At 64.5% G+C, this 14,869-nt stretch carries 12 protein-coding genes and 2 tRNA genes; 3 read left to right on the top strand and 11 right to left on the bottom strand.

The window, feature by feature from the left end; all coding sequences use genetic code 11:
• Positions 1-15 precede the first annotated feature (15 nt).
• The 7 genes from AC1HIY_RS09675 to AC1HIY_RS09705 all read right to left on the bottom strand — a co-directional run bounded on the left by AC1HIY_RS09675 (position 16) and on the right by AC1HIY_RS09705 (position 6,903).
• On the bottom strand, positions 16-1,215 hold the full coding sequence (locus AC1HIY_RS09675) for a glycosyltransferase family 4 protein (RefSeq protein ID WP_479576524.1): 1,200 nt from the start codon (positions 1,213-1,215) through the stop codon (positions 16-18).
• A 491-nt stretch (positions 1,216-1,706) separates the two neighbouring features.
• Positions 1,707-2,417 (bottom strand): hypothetical protein, encoded by a 711-nt coding sequence (locus AC1HIY_RS09680; RefSeq protein ID WP_479576525.1) that lies wholly within the window; start codon positions 2,415-2,417, stop codon positions 1,707-1,709.
• Between the two features lie 135 nt (positions 2,418-2,552).
• A tRNA-Glu gene (locus AC1HIY_RS09685) sits at positions 2,553-2,628 on the bottom strand.
• A 58-nt stretch (positions 2,629-2,686) separates the two neighbouring features.
• Positions 2,687-2,760, bottom strand: a tRNA-His gene (locus AC1HIY_RS09690).
• A gap of 148 nt (positions 2,761-2,908) precedes the next feature.
• Positions 2,909-5,332 carry a type IX secretion system anionic LPS delivery protein PorZ gene (gene porZ / locus AC1HIY_RS09695; protein ID WP_479576526.1) on the bottom strand — a complete coding sequence of 808 codons (2,424 nt, stop codon included), beginning with the start codon at positions 5,330-5,332 and terminating at the stop codon, positions 2,909-2,911.
• Between the two features lie 116 nt (positions 5,333-5,448).
• Positions 5,449-5,913 carry a 6,7-dimethyl-8-ribityllumazine synthase gene (ribH, locus tag AC1HIY_RS09700; protein ID WP_479576527.1) on the bottom strand — a complete coding sequence of 155 codons (465 nt, stop codon included), beginning with the start codon at positions 5,911-5,913 and terminating at the stop codon, positions 5,449-5,451.
• 147 nt (positions 5,914-6,060) lie between these two features.
• Positions 6,061-6,903: a PHP domain-containing protein gene (locus AC1HIY_RS09705; RefSeq protein ID WP_479576528.1), complete on the bottom strand. Its 843-nt coding sequence runs from the start codon at positions 6,901-6,903 to the stop codon at positions 6,061-6,063.
• A 237-nt stretch (positions 6,904-7,140) separates the two neighbouring features.
• On the opposite strand from AC1HIY_RS09705, the gene AC1HIY_RS09710 reads away from it, so the two are divergent.
• The 3 genes from AC1HIY_RS09710 to AC1HIY_RS09720 all read left to right on the top strand — a co-directional run bounded on the left by AC1HIY_RS09710 (position 7,141) and on the right by AC1HIY_RS09720 (position 9,992).
• Positions 7,141-7,647 carry an HIT family protein gene (locus AC1HIY_RS09710; RefSeq protein WP_479576529.1) on the top strand — a complete coding sequence of 169 codons (507 nt, stop codon included), beginning with the start codon at positions 7,141-7,143 and terminating at the stop codon, positions 7,645-7,647.
• A 97-nt stretch (positions 7,648-7,744) separates the two neighbouring features.
• Positions 7,745-8,923, top strand: a complete 1,179-nt coding sequence (locus AC1HIY_RS09715) for a lysylphosphatidylglycerol synthase transmembrane domain-containing protein (RefSeq protein ID WP_479576530.1) — start codon at positions 7,745-7,747, stop codon at positions 8,921-8,923.
• A gap of 19 nt (positions 8,924-8,942) precedes the next feature.
• Positions 8,943-9,992, top strand: coding sequence for a DUF72 domain-containing protein (locus tag AC1HIY_RS09720; protein ID WP_479576531.1), 1,050 nt, complete (start codon positions 8,943-8,945; stop codon positions 9,990-9,992).
• Between the two features lie 15 nt (positions 9,993-10,007).
• On the opposite strand, the gene AC1HIY_RS09725 is transcribed toward AC1HIY_RS09720, so the two are convergent.
• The 4 genes from AC1HIY_RS09725 to AC1HIY_RS09740 all read right to left on the bottom strand — a co-directional run bounded on the left by AC1HIY_RS09725 (position 10,008) and on the right by AC1HIY_RS09740 (position 14,837).
• The gene (locus AC1HIY_RS09725; protein WP_479576532.1) at positions 10,008-10,355 is read right to left on the bottom strand and encodes a phosphomannose isomerase type II C-terminal cupin domain; all 348 of its coding nucleotides are present in this window, start codon (positions 10,353-10,355) and stop codon (positions 10,008-10,010) included.
• 126 nt (positions 10,356-10,481) lie between these two features.
• Complete coding sequence (locus tag AC1HIY_RS09730) at positions 10,482-12,410, bottom strand: Na+/H+ antiporter NhaC family protein (protein WP_479576533.1); 1,929 nt, start codon at positions 12,408-12,410, stop codon at positions 10,482-10,484.
• A 32-nt stretch (positions 12,411-12,442) separates the two neighbouring features.
• On the bottom strand, positions 12,443-13,072 hold the full coding sequence (gene upp, locus AC1HIY_RS09735; RefSeq protein ID WP_479576534.1) for a uracil phosphoribosyltransferase: 630 nt from the start codon (positions 13,070-13,072) through the stop codon (positions 12,443-12,445).
• 28 nt (positions 13,073-13,100) lie between these two features.
• The gene (locus AC1HIY_RS09740) at positions 13,101-14,837 is read right to left on the bottom strand and encodes an alanine/glycine:cation symporter family protein (RefSeq protein ID WP_479576535.1); all 1,737 of its coding nucleotides are present in this window, start codon (positions 14,835-14,837) and stop codon (positions 13,101-13,103) included.
• Positions 14,838-14,869: the final 32 nt, after the last annotated feature.

The following is a 14,869-nucleotide window of genomic DNA, read 5'->3' on the forward strand; positions in this document are numbered from 1 at the left end:
TACGCCGCGTACGACTCACAGGATCGGGGGGTGCCGCCGCACCGATCCCCGGGCGTGGGGATGCATCGGGAGATGCGTCTTCCGTACCCTCTTCCTTCGCCGCCCCTCGACGGAGGCTTTCCCCGCCGGGGTCGCGTGCTTGCGGTAAGATGCGCGGTCGAAATAGTTCAGTTCCCAGAGCATGAACAACCCGAGGCCGGCCACCAACGCCGCCAAGAGCGCCGCCATCCCCACGTCGCTTTGATCGATGAGCAGGGCAAAGAGGCCAAGGCCAATGCCGAGGAGGTAGAAAACAAGCAGTGCGCGCGGCTGATGCCCGAACATTCGGCCGAGGACCCGATGATGCAAATGCTCGCGGTCCGGGGCGAAGGGGTCCCGCTTCCGCGCGATGCGTCGCGCGATGGTCATGCTCGTGTCGAGAATGGGAAGCCCGAGGATGACGAAAAGCGCGAGCATCCGGCTCACGGAGGGCACGGCCACGAGGGAGGCGAGCGCGAACACCCCGAGCAGATACCCGAGCAGCAGGCTCCCGGTATCGCCCATAAAGACTTTCGCGGGAGGCAGGTTGTATCGCAGGAACGCCATCACGGCGCCGGCGGCGGCCATCAGAAAAAGGAGCATGACGCCGCCCATCCCCCCCATGAGCGCCATAAAGAGCAGCGCGATCAACGTCACGCCTCCGGCGAGTCCGTCCATCCCGTCGAGGAGGTTCACGGCATTCATGATGAACATGCCCCAGCCGATGATCAGCGGGAACGCCAGGAACGTCGCCGCGGTCCCGCCGCCGAGGAGCGTCGCCACGGCGCCGACCATCTCTCCACACATAAGCACCGGGACGAAAGCGAGGAACTGCCCGAGGAGCTTGTACCGGGCGCGGATCTGAAAAATGTCGTCGAGGAGCCCGGTGACGACCACGACCGTCGCGCCCGCCATGAGGCAAAGCACGGAGCGCATAGAGAGGATGCCGGAAACAACGCTCGTTTCGAAAGCGCGCCCCATGATGAACGTCACGAGCAGCCCGCCGACAATGCCGAACCAGATCGCCAGCCCGCCGACGCGAGGCATTTCCTCCCGGTGAATTTTCCGCTTCCCGTCGGGCGTGTCCACCCACTGCTTGTCGAGCGCCACCCGACGAACGGCAGGCATCAGCAGATAGGTGATTCCGAAAGCAACCAACCCGATCAGAAATGCGCCTGACAGACTAAAAGAAATCATGGATTCGTTTGGGCTCGGGGAATGAACGTCGTATCTGTGAAGGATCCATCCGTTTCTGAGGGAAAGCTACTCGGCGAGGCTTCCCTCCTCAGAACCGGCATTTCAAAATGATGTCGTCGCACACACCCTTTCGACAAACGCTGTGCCAGTCCCTTTTTGAAACAGTAAACCTTCTCTTTTCGCGCAAAAACGCTTTTTTTGCCTTTTGCCGTTGAAAAATGGAACAATGCCGTTTCTTTTCGGCCATGTCTCTCCGCGCCGGCGTCTCATCCCGATATTCGACCTCGGGAAGACGGCTTTCGCGGATTCTTGCCACCCGGGCCGGATGCGGAGGAGTATGCCGCACGGGAGAGGCAAGAAAGGGGCGGGACTCGAGATGAAAGGAGCACGCAGACCCATCCACCCGGGATTATTCACCAGATCAACCATTGGGGGGATGGACCGGCCTGCGCGCTGCCTTTCACCATGGTTTCGAAGTGAAAAATTGTTCGTCAGTTCGCCAGCGCCACGTTCGCGGCCCGCCGGTCCCGCTCCGAAGGCGCAGGCTTGACGAGGCAGAGGGCGCTCTCGCGCGTGCGACGCGCCTCCAGCCAGAGCCGACGCAGATGCGCGCCCGTGACCCGACGCGCCATCTCCCGGAAGAGATATTTCCGAAGCGCAGGGGCGAGGTCGGAGCGACCTTCCCAGGCGCGCTCCCAGGCCCGCGCCTCGACGTCCCGCTCGATCTCACGGAAGCGGAACGAGACCGCGCTGAAGTCCACGATGATGAGCGCGCCTTCGCGGTCGAGGCCGTGCGTGTGGGTGAAGTGGTAGCTCGTCTCCGCGAAGCCGTGCCGCCACCCTTCGAGGATGCCGTCGATGTACCGGTCGATCAACCCGAGCGCATTGACGCCATACCCGAGAAGGTCGCCGAGGGGAACGGCCCGATCCTGAAGCACCCGTTCGCCCGCAAAGCGCAGATGCCCGAACAGACGGGCGGGCGCCGAGCCGAGCCGCACGTTGCGGAGGACGGCGTTGCGCCGCGCGAGCATCCGATCCGCTTCCTCGAGCAGTGCGGCGGGCTTGAGCAGCCGTGAAGGTTGGCGCCATGCCAGCGCCGTCGCCGTCTGCCGACGACCCACCGGCGTCTTCACCACAACCGCTCCCGTGGTCCGTACCCGAAACGCGGCTTCTCGCCCGGCCTTTCTCATCTTCTGGATCATCCTTGAGTCTCATTTCCATCGAAAAAAAGCGAAAACGACCTGCATGGCCTTATTCTGCTCTTCTGATGACCATTATCAAAGACGATGCCGGAAGGGGCCAAAAAAAAAGCCCCGGGACCGAATGGCCCGAGGCTGTGGTACCGCGTACGGGATTTGAACCCGTGTTACCGGCGTGAAAGGCCGGCGTCCTAGACCCCTAGACGAACGCGGCGGATGATTGGGTCGGCTTCCGGAGCGCGGCTTTTGAAAGGCGCCCCCTGCCGAAGAAGGGTGACCGAGGGGAATTGAACCCCCGACCTCCAGGGCCACAACCTGGCGCTCTAACCGACTGAGCTACGGTCACCATGTCACATAGATTCTCAAAATAGAAAAGAACGCCGAAGCTTTTCAAAAGAACCGAATGAACTTTTTATGTAATGGCCTCTGACGGCCCTTGCTTCCGAAGGGGGCGTACAACCTCCGCTCTCCGGCACAGGTTCCCGCTCCAGCGCCTAGCGGATGACGGCGACTTTTCCGTAGGCGGTCCCTTCATCGTTGAGCCCGACGGCTACGACGAGGTAGACGCCGGAGGGCACGAGCCGCCGTTCGAGGTCGCGGCCGTCCCAGCGGACGCGCCCCCCACGCGCCGAGAGACGCGCCACCACGGCCCCGTTCGGCGCGAGGATGCGCACCTCCGTCTCCTCCACCAGCCCTTCTATGAAGATATCCGGCTCCGCACCGGCCGTCAGAACGACCGGATTGGGGTAGACGAACAGATCGCCCGCCTCTTTCGCAGGCGAGACGGCTTCGCCCTGGAAGCTGATCAGGCCCCGGTCGGTTGCGAAATAGACGCGGCCGGTCCGGCCGTCGACCTCCACGGCGAGAATCTCATCCGAGAAGAGCGGCGCATTCTCCGTGGTAAACTGTTCGACGAAGTCATACCCGCCCTCGGCGGCCGCTTCGATGAGCCACGCACCCTGATCCGTGGCGACCCACAACCGGTTGGCCGGATCGACGGCGATGTCGTTGATCCGAAGACCGAACAGGACGAAGGTGCCCCGCGCGCGGTCGGCCCACGTCGGCCAGCTGGGCTCGCTCGATGCATCCTGCGCCACGATGCCGGTGTTGAGCATGAAGGCCAGCCCGCTCTCGGTGCCGAGCCAGATCAGCCCCGACCGATCCTCGGCAATCGCCGTCACGGACGGGCTCGGCAGGCCCCGCCCCGCCCCCCCTTTCTCGTCGAGAAAGCGGAAGATGTCGTCGGCCGGATCGGTGGGCGTACCGCCCGTATCGAGTATGGCGAGGCCGCGTTTCTGATTGAAATTGCGCTCGTTTCGTACGATGATCCACTTTTGATCGAAGGCGTCGATATAGATGCGCCCGTATGCGCTGGCGGACGAGGTGAGGCCGTCCCCGAGCAGGGGCGGCAGCGCCGTCCATGCCCCGTCGGGGGTGCGGACGTGGAGCGGGCGGGCAGATCCGCGCGTGGTGACCCATACCGTACCGTCCACCTCGGAGGCCACACCCCCGGCAATCAGGTTGCCCTCCTGCGTCGGGAGCAACGACGAGTTCGTCTCGTCGTAGACGACCAGGGTCCCCTCCGGCGTCACCTGTACGACGCCACCGTTCTCCGAAGCGATCCAGGCGTTCCCGTCGGGGTCCGAGCCGACCCGTGTGAAGCGATCCATGCCGTCGAGCTCGTCGAAGAACCTTGAAGCGTACGAGGTCCAGTGTCCCTCCGGGTCGAGGCGGTAAAAGCCCGAGCGTTGCCTTCCCACGCCGCCCGCCCACAGGTTGCCGTTCACGTCGATGGTCAGGTCCGTAAACTGATCTTCGTACGGGCCTTCGGGGACGGCCTCCTGCACCACCTCGAGCTCCGTCTCCGAAGCGCCGGGCATCGCCACCCCCACGAGCCCCCCGACGACGTCGCCGAACCACAGGTTGCCGTCCGGCCCAGCGACGACGTCCGTCGGATCCTGGTAGGCGGCGATCCTCAACGTTCGCGCGCGACCGTCGGGTTCGACGACGAAGAGGTTGAACCGGCTCGTCCCGAAAAGGCGGTCTCCGACCCCCTCGAACGTCCGGATCTCCGTGTCGGTGAACGCCACCGACTGAAACGTTCCGTCGTCGGCGCGCCGGTACAGCCCCTCCCGGGTCCCGACGTAGAGCCGTCCGCCGAAGTGGGCCACGGCGAACGTCGTGGGCTCGAAACCGGGCAGCCCCTCATCCTCGACGGTCCAGGCTGCCGGATCCTGAAGGTTGGTCGTGCGGAGCGAGGCCCGCGCCACGCCCCGTTCGGTGGCCAGCCACAACCCCGCCTCTCCGCCCGGCATCGGGGCCACGATCACGTCGTTGACCTCGGATGCGGGCGGGATGTCTCCGAGCCGACTGTACGTGTCCCGCACCTCTTCGCGGACGGGATCGAAGACGACGAGCCCGAATGCCGTCGCCACGAGCACGGAGTCCCCCTGCACGACGAGGCGGTTGATGCGGCGGTTCGGAAACTGCGAAGCCCGGGCGATGTCCCGGAAGGTGCGGATCTCGCCCGTGGCCGGGTCGAGCCGGTCGAGGACGCCGTCCTGATAGCCGATCCATACGAGACCGCGCGCGGCGTCGTAAGCGAGGGCCTGCGCCTCGACGCTGTTGAGCCCTTCGACGGGCGTGAAGCGCTGAAACTCCCCCGTGGCGGGCGTGAAGCCGAAGATGCCTCCGGTGGTGGCCGCCCAGAGGGTCTCCGGCGAGGCCGCCACGTCGGAGACCTGCCGCATCGAGGTGTGCGCCTGCCAGGCCCCTACCTGCGCATGGGCCTGCGGCAGGCAAACCGCCAACAGGACGGCCGCAAAGAGTCCCCGAAGGGAAGGCGCGGGCAGCGTCATGCGCCGGGGAACGGAACGAGCGGAAGCCGAACGAGCGGCGTCTCGGAGAAGGTGCGACATGCTCTCTTTGCAAAAGGGAAACGCGCGACGGAGCATCCTATACCAGGTCCGCGTCTCCGGTTTCGAATGACAGATCCGTATCGATGCTTCGATGGGCAAAGAGGCTGGTGAAAAGATCAGAGTTGCCGCAGGAGGTTGACCATCTCGATGGCGGCGACGGCGGCATCCGCCCCCTTGTTTCCCGCCTTCGTCCCGGCGCGTTCGATAGCCTGCTCGATGGTGTCCGTCGTGAGGACGCCGAAGATGACGGGCACGCCCGTGGCGAGCGAGGCATGCGCGACTCCTTTCGCCGCCTCGCCCGCGACGAAGTCGTAATGCGAGGTGGCCCCGCGGATCACCGCGCCGAGGCAGATCACGGCGTCGGCGTCGCCTTTTTCGGCGATCTTTCTTGCCACGAGGGGGATTTCAAAAGCGCCCGGACACCACGCCACCGTGACGCGGTCCATGTCCGCGCCATGACGCCGAAGCGCATCGAGCGCGCCATCGAGGAGTTTCTCGGAGATGAAAGCGTTGAACCGGCTCACGACGAGCGCAAAGCTCGCCTCCTGCGCCAGGAGTTGTCCTTCGATGATTTCAGGCATCCGGATGATTCGTTGCGGCGTCGTGAAGCGAGACGCGGCCGCCGTTCAAAGTGTGTGATTCGAGATAGCTGGCGCCTTGCCCGGGGTCGCCTCTGCTCTCCTGTCGCGAGGCGGGACGGTTTCTCCTGCAGGTAGCAGGTATACCCCTCACGTGGTGAGCATACCCATCCGGGCGCGGCGCCGGGCGCGGTCGAAACGAGGATAGGGGATGCTTATGTGCCCGAAGTTTTCCTCGTCCTGCTCCCGGAAGCCATGATAATCCGAACCGCCCGTTTCAAGCAAGAGAAAATCCCGGGCGATCTGACGATAATAGTCCGTCAGCATCGCATCGTGGGAAGGATGGATCGTCTCGATGCCGTCGAGGCCCATGCGAATGAGCGTCATGAGCACCTCGGTGGCGGTCCAGTGTCCGGGATGCGCGATGGCGCCGATACCCCCGGCTTCGTGGAGGAGGTCGAGGGCCTGCTCGGCCGGGAAGGGCTCCTTTGCGACGAAGGCGGGGCCGCCGTCGGCGAGGTACCGGTCGAAGGCGTCGACGTACGTCTCGACGTGTCCTCCGGCATGGAGTGCGCGCGCCACGTGGGGCCGCCCGATCACCCCGTCGCCCGACTGTTCGAGCACCGCCTCGAAGCGAAGCGGAACGCCGAGCGATTGGAGACGCTCCACCATCGCGAGCCCGCGCTCCCGGCGCCGTTCGCGATACGAGGTCAGATACTCCCGCAAGCCTGCGTGCGCCGGATCGAAGAAGTAGCCCAGCAGATGAATCTCGCGATCCCCCACCGTCACGCTCAACTCCACCCCGGAGACGACCTCCACACCGTACTCCACGCCCGCCGCCAGGGCTTCCGGCAACCCTTCGATGGTGTCGTGGTCGGTGATGGCGAGCGCCGCAAGACCGTATTCCCCGGCTTTACGCACGAGTTCCGTCGGCGAGCGTTCGCCGTCGGAGCAGTTCGTGTGGGTGTGCATGTCGGCTCGGCGCAGGTCCATTCGGTTCGGCAGTATCGTGATCGGGGCTTTCCGCTCCCTGAGGTTATCGAAACCCCTACAACTCCCCATGCGCCGGGAAGTTTTCGGAACGCCCGGGGGCGCGGCCGCGCAGCGCGTGCCGCCGCTCGCTTCCCGAGGAGATTCGCACAAAACCGTCCGAGCCCGGAAACATGGATACCCGAGACGGGCGTAAGGTCGCCTGAATCCCGGTCCCTCCCACCCACTGATCCGACGCGCATGAAACGGATGTGGAGCCCCTGGCGCTCACGGCATATCGAACGGATGTCGAACCGCGATCCGCGGGAGCCGGACGACGGCTCCATCTTCACGCGGTTGGCCGCAGAAGACCGGGATGAGGAGAACTTCATCCTCTGGCGCGGCGAACACGTCTTCGTCATCATGAATCTCTATCCGTACAACAACGGACACCTCATGATCGTGCCCTTCCGAGAGGTATCGGAATACGGAGCGTTGACCACCGAGGAGCGGAACGCCATAGCCGATACTCTCGCGCGGTGCATGCAATGGATCGATCACGCGCTGAAGCCGGAGGGGTACAACGTCGGAATCAACCAGGGGCTCGCGGCGGGGGCAGGCATCCCGCAACACCTCCACGTGCACGTCGTACCTCGGTGGCAGGCCGATACGAATTTCATGCCCGTCGTGGCCGACGTGAAAGTGATTCCCGAGGCAATGCGCGACACCTATCGCAAGCTCCGAGCGGCCATCGACGCGCTCGAATGAGTCCGCTCCGACCAAACATTAACGGTTCAGTTATCCACATCCCCGGATCCGATTCGCAGCTTTTCGTATTTTTGCCGTTCACCAATCGTCTCTCCGCATGTCCGTATCACCTCCGACCGTCGAAGAAACCGCCCTTCCGGAAGATCTCGGAGGTGAAGAACCGTCGTCGCCGCCCCCGATTTCCTGGGTGAGCATCCTCTGGCCGATCCTTCTGAGTCTCGTCGTTCTGCTGGTCATCGGGTATCTCACGTTCAACCCCGATGATCTCCGGGAGATGCTCCATCGGCTCAACCCGTGGCTGATGACGGCGGCGCTGGGCTCCGTGGCGGCACGCATCCTCTTCGGCGGCTGGCGACTCTATTACGTCTCGCACCGCCGCATTTCTTTCACGGCCGCCGTGCGGGGACAGCTGGCCTGGGATTTTGCATCGAACATCACGCCTTCGCTCGTCGGCGGCGCGCCCCTGGCAGCGTTCTACATCTCCCGCGACAGCAAGGGTAGTTCGAAAGGGCAGATTCCGGTGGGCATGGTCGGCGCGTGGATGCTCTTCGTGATGATCCTCGACCAGATATGGTTTGCGCTCTCCGTGCCCTTCGTCCTCATCGCCGCCGCCTTCATCGACGTCATCCCCGCCTCTTTTGGAAGGGTCGGCTTCTGGACCTCCGTGGTCTATTTCATCGCGCTGCTGATCTGGACGGTCGTTTTCGCTTATGCGACGCTCATGCGTCCTTCGTTGCTCAAAAAGATTGCAGAGAGGGTTTTTCGCTTGAAGGTGCTTCGGCGCTTTCAGAAGCACGTCGCCCATGAGATGAGCCAGTACGAGCACCGCGCGAAAATCCTCCGTACGCAACCGCTCCGCTTCTACGTGACGGGCTTCCTTCTGACGATGGGCACATGGATGGCCCGGTACCTTCTGCTCGTGCTGCTCATCTGGAGCGTCGTGCCCGACCTCGACGTGCTCCTCGCCTTCGCCCGCACGGCGGCGCTCACGCTCGGCTCGCTCATTCTCCCCACCCCCGGCGGCGCAGGCGGCGTCGAAGGGCTTTACGCGCTCTTCCTCGGCCCGCTCATGCCCAAAGGGATGGTGCTCCCGACCCTGATCGTCTGGCGCATCCTGGCGTATTATTTCTTCCTCGCCTCGGGCGTATTCGTCACCTTTCACACGGTGCAGAAGAACATCCGCTATCGCCGCCGCCAAAAAAGCCGCCTCGACGAAGCGCGGAACAACGGCGCGGGCGAGCTCCCGCGCCCCGAGAAGAAAGAGCCCTCCCTCTGACCGGCCCTCCCCCCGACCGATGACCGATCCTTCCCTCGTCGAACGCCGGGAACGCGCGGCGGCGTACGCCTTTCGCGGCCTCTTCCCCTACCTTCGCTTCGGCACGGCGAGCGACCGGTACGCCGGATGGATCGGACAGATCTACCCCGAGCACTACGCGAAAGCCGTCAAGACCCGCAAGCGTAAGCTCGGCGGGCGAACGTTCGAGGAACGCACCGTGCCCATCGCCTCCGTGCGCGACTACTTCGAGCATTTCGACGTGCTCGAGCTCGACTTTACGTTCTACCGCCCCCTCCTCGACGCCGAAGGCCGTCCCACGAACAACCTCTTCGTGCTCGAGCAATATGCCGATCAGGCCCCTGCCGACGCGCGATTCCTGCTCAAGGCCCCGCAGACTTTCTTCGCGCGGAAACTACGTCGGAGCCGCGAAGGCAAGGTCGTTTACGAGAACAACCCCTCTTTCCTCGATGCCGAGGGGGTCACGAAGCAGTTCATCGAACCCGCCCGCAAGCTCCTCGGCGACCGGCTCTCGGGCCTCTTGTTCGAACAGGAGTACCAGCGACGCGCCGAAAGCCCGGACCCTGTGGAGAACATCGCCGAGCTCGACGGCTTCTTCGGCGCCCTCCCCGGCGACGTACAGGCGCATCTCGAGCTGCGGTCGGCGCACCTGCTCGTCTCCCCGTACTTCGACTGGCTCGCGGATCGGGGCCTCGGCTTCGTCTTCAGCCACTGGACGTGGCTGCCGCCCCTTCGTGAGCAGTGGCGGCTGTGCGGGGCGCGGTTCACCGCCGCCGACGGGACCGCCGTGGCGCGCCTGCTGACGCCCCTCCGCATGCCCTATGCCGAGGCGTATGCGCTTGCCTATCCGTTCGACCGGCCCGTGCCGGCGTTGAGCGAGACCAAGCAAGCCCGGGACATGGTGCTCGACGCCGTCGCGCTCGCGCTTCGGGCCGAGGCCCAGGGCGCCGTGCTCCACCTCATCGCCAACAACCGCGCCTGGGGCAACGCACCCGCCCTTGCCCAGGCCATCGCCTTTCGCCTTCTCGACGAACTCGAAAAACGCTCGTGAGCACGGACGCGCCCGTCACTCGGCGCGACCGTAGTCGTCTTCGAGCCGGATGATGTCGTCCTCGAGACAGAGGCCGAGTTGCGTCTCGATGATGACCAGGTAATCCTCGCCATCGTTCTCGATGCGATGCACCCCGCCGACGGGGATCTCCACATGGTCTCCGTTCCTGACGCGCGTCACGTCCCGATCGAGCGTGAAAAGCCCTTCGCCCCGCACGATGACCCAGTGTTCGCGACGATGGCGGTGCTTTTGAAGCGAAAGCCTCTGGCCGGGGTTGACGACGATGCGCTTGACCCGGTAACCGGGCTCATTCAAATATTCTTCCCAGCGTCCCCAGGGTCGGTTGTCGGAATCGAGCAGCATATCTCAGATAAGAAATGATCGGTGAAAAAAATTTTTCGACGGCGTATACGACCGAGCACGCAAGGCCTTTACGTCCCGGCCCCGCAGGGTGGACGGCGACTCCCCGGCTTTTCATTCCGGCACGGATCAGGGGGTGGCTTCTTCGGTCACCGGCACTTCGGACGGCGCCGTCGGCGCGACCGTTTTCCCGTAGAACCGGAGCACGGCATAAAGCACCGCAATCCCAACGATTAAGCCTGCCCACCACGGCGCACCCAGCCCAACCGGGATCGTCCCCAGCACGAGACCGACGCCGCCGACGAGCAGGGCGTACGGGATCTGAGTGCTCACGTGATCGATGTGATCGCAGCCCGAGGCCATCGACGAGAGGATGGTGGTGTCGGAGATGGGTGAGCAGTGATCGCCCCAGACGGAGCCGGCCAGGATGCACGCGATGGTGGAATAGAGCACGTGATAATGAACGGGGTCGGCCATGCCGTTGGCCATGAGCACGGCCCACGAGAGCGGCACCACGAGCGGGAGCAAAATGCCCATCGTGCCCCAGCTCGATCCGGTGGCGAAGGCCGTCGCCGCCGAGAGGATGAAGACGATGGCCGGCACGAACGCGGGCGGGAGCGTGTCGCCGAGCAGGTGCACGAGGTAGTCGGCGGTGTGGAGCACCTCGGTGATCGAGGAGAGCGACCAGGCCAGCACAAGAATGATCATGGCGAAGAGCATCGCCTTGAGCCCCGAATACCACGCGTCGATGGCTTCGTGGAGCGTGAGGATGCGCTGCCCGATCGAGAGGCCCACGGCCGTGAGCACGCTGAGCAACGAGGCCCACATGAGCGACTTGTACGAGTCCGCCGAGCCGATGATGTCGCGGAGCGTTTCGCCCTCACCCGTGACGTAGAGGCCGACGAGCACGGTCCCGATGAGCACTACGATGGGGAGGACGGCGTTGATCACGCGGTGCGGCTTGTCCGGCTTCGGCTGCACGTCCTTCCCCTCCGCCGCCTCTTCGTCCACGCTCGCGCCGGGCCGGAGCACCTGTCCGGTCGTCCGGGCGCGCACCTCGGCCCGGTACATCGGCCCGAAGTCGCGATTCGTCCAGGCGATGAGAAACACGAAGAAGATCGCGAGGATGGGGTAGAAGCTGTACGGGATCGAACTGAGAAAAATCGAATAGGCGGCCTCATCGTAGCCTTCGATCTTCGATACGGCGTCGCCGATGAGACCCACCTCGAAGCCGATCCACGTGGTGACGAGCGCGAGCGCCGAGACGGGCGCCGCCGTCGAGTCGACGATGTAGGCGAGCTTTTCGCGGGAGATCCGCAGCCGGTCGGTGACGGGCCGCATCGTATTGCCCACCACGAGCGTGTTGGCGTAGTCGTCGAAGAAAATCGCCACGCCGAGCGCGCCCGTGGCGATCTGCCCGCGCCGGGCGTCTTTCGCCCAGCGGACGATATGGTTGACCACGCCCTGCATGCCGCCGTTGCGGGAGATGATGCCCACCATGCCTCCGATCATGAGGGAGAACAGGATGATGGCCGCGTGATCGGGGTCGGAGAGGGCGCCGAGCACGTAGACCTGGAACGAATCGAGCACGCCCTGCCAGAAGCCGAGCCCTCCGCCCGCCACCGTCCACGCGCCGATCCACAGGCCGAGGAAGAGGGCCGGCACCACCCGTTTGAAAGCCAGCGCCACGGCAATGGCCAGCAGCGGCGGCACGATAGAGAGCCACCCGGGTGTGGAACGCGTCGAGGCCTCTCGCAGCACCGCGCCGTCGCGCATGAGGGTCAGCCGAACGCGCCCGCTCTCGGAGGTCGTCAGCCCTTCGGCCACGAGCACCCGCTCCCCGTCGACGCGTCGGAATTCGAGCGGGAACCGTTTCCCGTCCATGAGCACGGCATACGTCGCCGCCTGCTCCTCATCGAAGAGGACGTCGGGGCTCCGCACCGTGACGGTGAACGGGATGTCGTTGAGCACCACGCGGGGCACTTCGAACGTGTATTCCTGCGCCGCCGCCGGCAAAGAGACGAGCGTCAAAAGGAGAAGAAAACGAAGGCGTAGCATAGACGGGAGGGATTCGATGGAAACGGGCAGGGTCATTCCGAGGTCCCGAAAATTCGGTCGCCCGCGTCCCCGAGGCCGGGGCGAATGTAGGCATGGTCGTCGAGCTCGCGGTCGAGGGCGGCGGTGAAGACGGCGACTTCCGGATGCGCCTCGGTGAGCGCCTTCACGCCCTCGGGCGCCGCCACGAGGCAGACGAACGTGAAGCGCCGCGCCCCGCGCTCCTTCAGGTGGCGTACGGCGCCTACGGCGCTCCCGCCCGTGGCAAGCATCGGATCGACGACGAAGACGCGGGCCGTCTCCAGCCCGCCCGGGATGTTGCTGTAATAGTCCACCGGCCGGTGCGTCTCCTTGTCCCGATACATGCCCAGATGTCCGATGCGGGCCGTCGGAAGGAAGCGGATGAATCCATCGACCATGCCGAGGCCCGCGCGCAGGATGGGCACCACGATCACCTCGTCCGCCACCTCATAACCGGTCGTCCGCTCCAGGGGCGTCTCGATGGGGAACGAGCGGAGGCGGAGATCGCGCATCGACTCATAGGCCAGGATGGCGGCCGCATCCGAAAGCGTCTTCCGGAACAGTCCGTGCGGGGTATCGCGCCGCCGGAGGATGGTCACATCCCGGCGCAAGAGCGGATGATCGACGATGGTCAGGTTCTTCATGGAAGGTCCGTCGTGCCGGGTTTGGAACTCAGTGGGCGTCTTTTTTCGCCTTCTTCTCCGCCCGCAGACGCGCCCGGACCTCTGCATTTTCCAACCACGGCTTCCGCTCGAAATAACTCTTTGTGATCCGGCTGAGCAATCCCGAGAGCAGGACGAGGGTGATGACGTTGGGCAAGGTTACGAGCGAGAGGGCCACGTCGCCGATGTCCCAGATGGTGGTGACCGCCACCACGGCGCCGAGGAAATGCATGACGAGGAAGACCATTTTGTACGGCAGGATGGCCCGTTTGCCAAAGAGATAGTTGGCGCAACGATCGCCGTAATAGCTCCACGAGATCGCCGTGGAGATGGCGAAGAGGAAGACGCAGATGAGCACCACCCACCGCCCGAGCGGCGCAAGTCCGACGGGTTCGAGTCCCCGCTGGAAGCCGAGCGAGGTGAGCGGGGCGCTGTTCTTGACCGCATTGCCGTAGAGCGCGTCGTATTCCTGCCCCGACGCATCCCGCGCCACCCCTTCCGACGGAAAGATGACGCCGCTAAAGACGGTCGTGTGATCTTCGTCGAGGTAGAGGGTATCGACCGGGACGTCGAAATATGCGAACCGAGCGTCCTCGTCGCCTTCCACGACCGGGATGCCCTCGCGCACTTCCAGCCGTTCGGGCGCCCGGATCGAATCGTAATTGCCCTTCGCGTCGATCTCCAGGTACGAGATGTTGTTGTCGTTGAGCGGGATGGTCGTCGGCACCTTGGCATCGAAGACGCCCGTGGCGACGATGACGAGCCCGGTGGTGGTGCAGATGACGATCGTGTCGATGAAGGGTTCGAGCAGGGCCACGACGCCTTCCGAGACCGGCTCGTCGGTTTTCGCCGCCGAGTGGGCGATCGGGGCCGAGCCCTGCCCCGCCTCGTTCGAGAAGAGCCCTCGCTGCACCCCGTACCGCATCGTCACGAGGAAGAGACCGATGCCCGTGCCGGCGACGCCTGCCGTGGGATTGAAAGCTTCGACGATGATCCGCCCGAGCGCCGCGGGCACGGCTCCGGCGTTGAGGATCAGAATGAACAACGCGCTGACGACGTACAGCCCCGCCATCACCGGCGCGAGGATGCCCGTCACCGCTCCGATGCGCTTGATCCCGCCGATGATGACGATGCCCACGAGCGTGGCCGTCACAAGCCCGGTGATCCACGTGGCGACGCCGAAGTTCGAGGCGACTTCGGTCGCAATGGTGTTGGCCTGAATGGCGTTGCCGGTCATGAAGGAAGTCAGCATGAGCATGAAGGCGAAAAAGACCGCCACGGGTTTCCAGTTCCACCCGTAGACCTCCTTCATCCCCTTCTCGATATAGTACATCGGACCGCCGGCCACCGAGCCTTCCCAGGCCTTTCCCCCGTCGATGTTCACGCGATAGTATTGCGCGAGCGTGACCTCGCTGTATTTGGTGGCCATGCCCAGGAGGGCCGTCATCCACATCCAGAAGAGCGCGCCCGGCCCTCCCCAGTGGATCGCCAGCGCCACCCCCGCGATGTTTCCGATGCCGACCGTGGCCGAGAGCGCGGTGGTGAGCGCCTGAAAGTGGGAGACGTCGCCGGGCTCGTTCGGATCGTCGTACTTACCCGAGGTGACCGCAAACCCATGCGCCAGTCGCCGTACCTGAATGAACCCGAGACGGAGCGTCAAGAAAACACCCGCCCCCAGCAGACCGATGACGAGGACGGGTGACAACAGGTCATTTGCCAAGTCAATGAAATGAGCCAGCGCTTCCATAGAGTCAGTGTGAGATGAGTGCGTGATACGGG

Source organism: Rhodocaloribacter sp. (assembly GCF_056451265.1).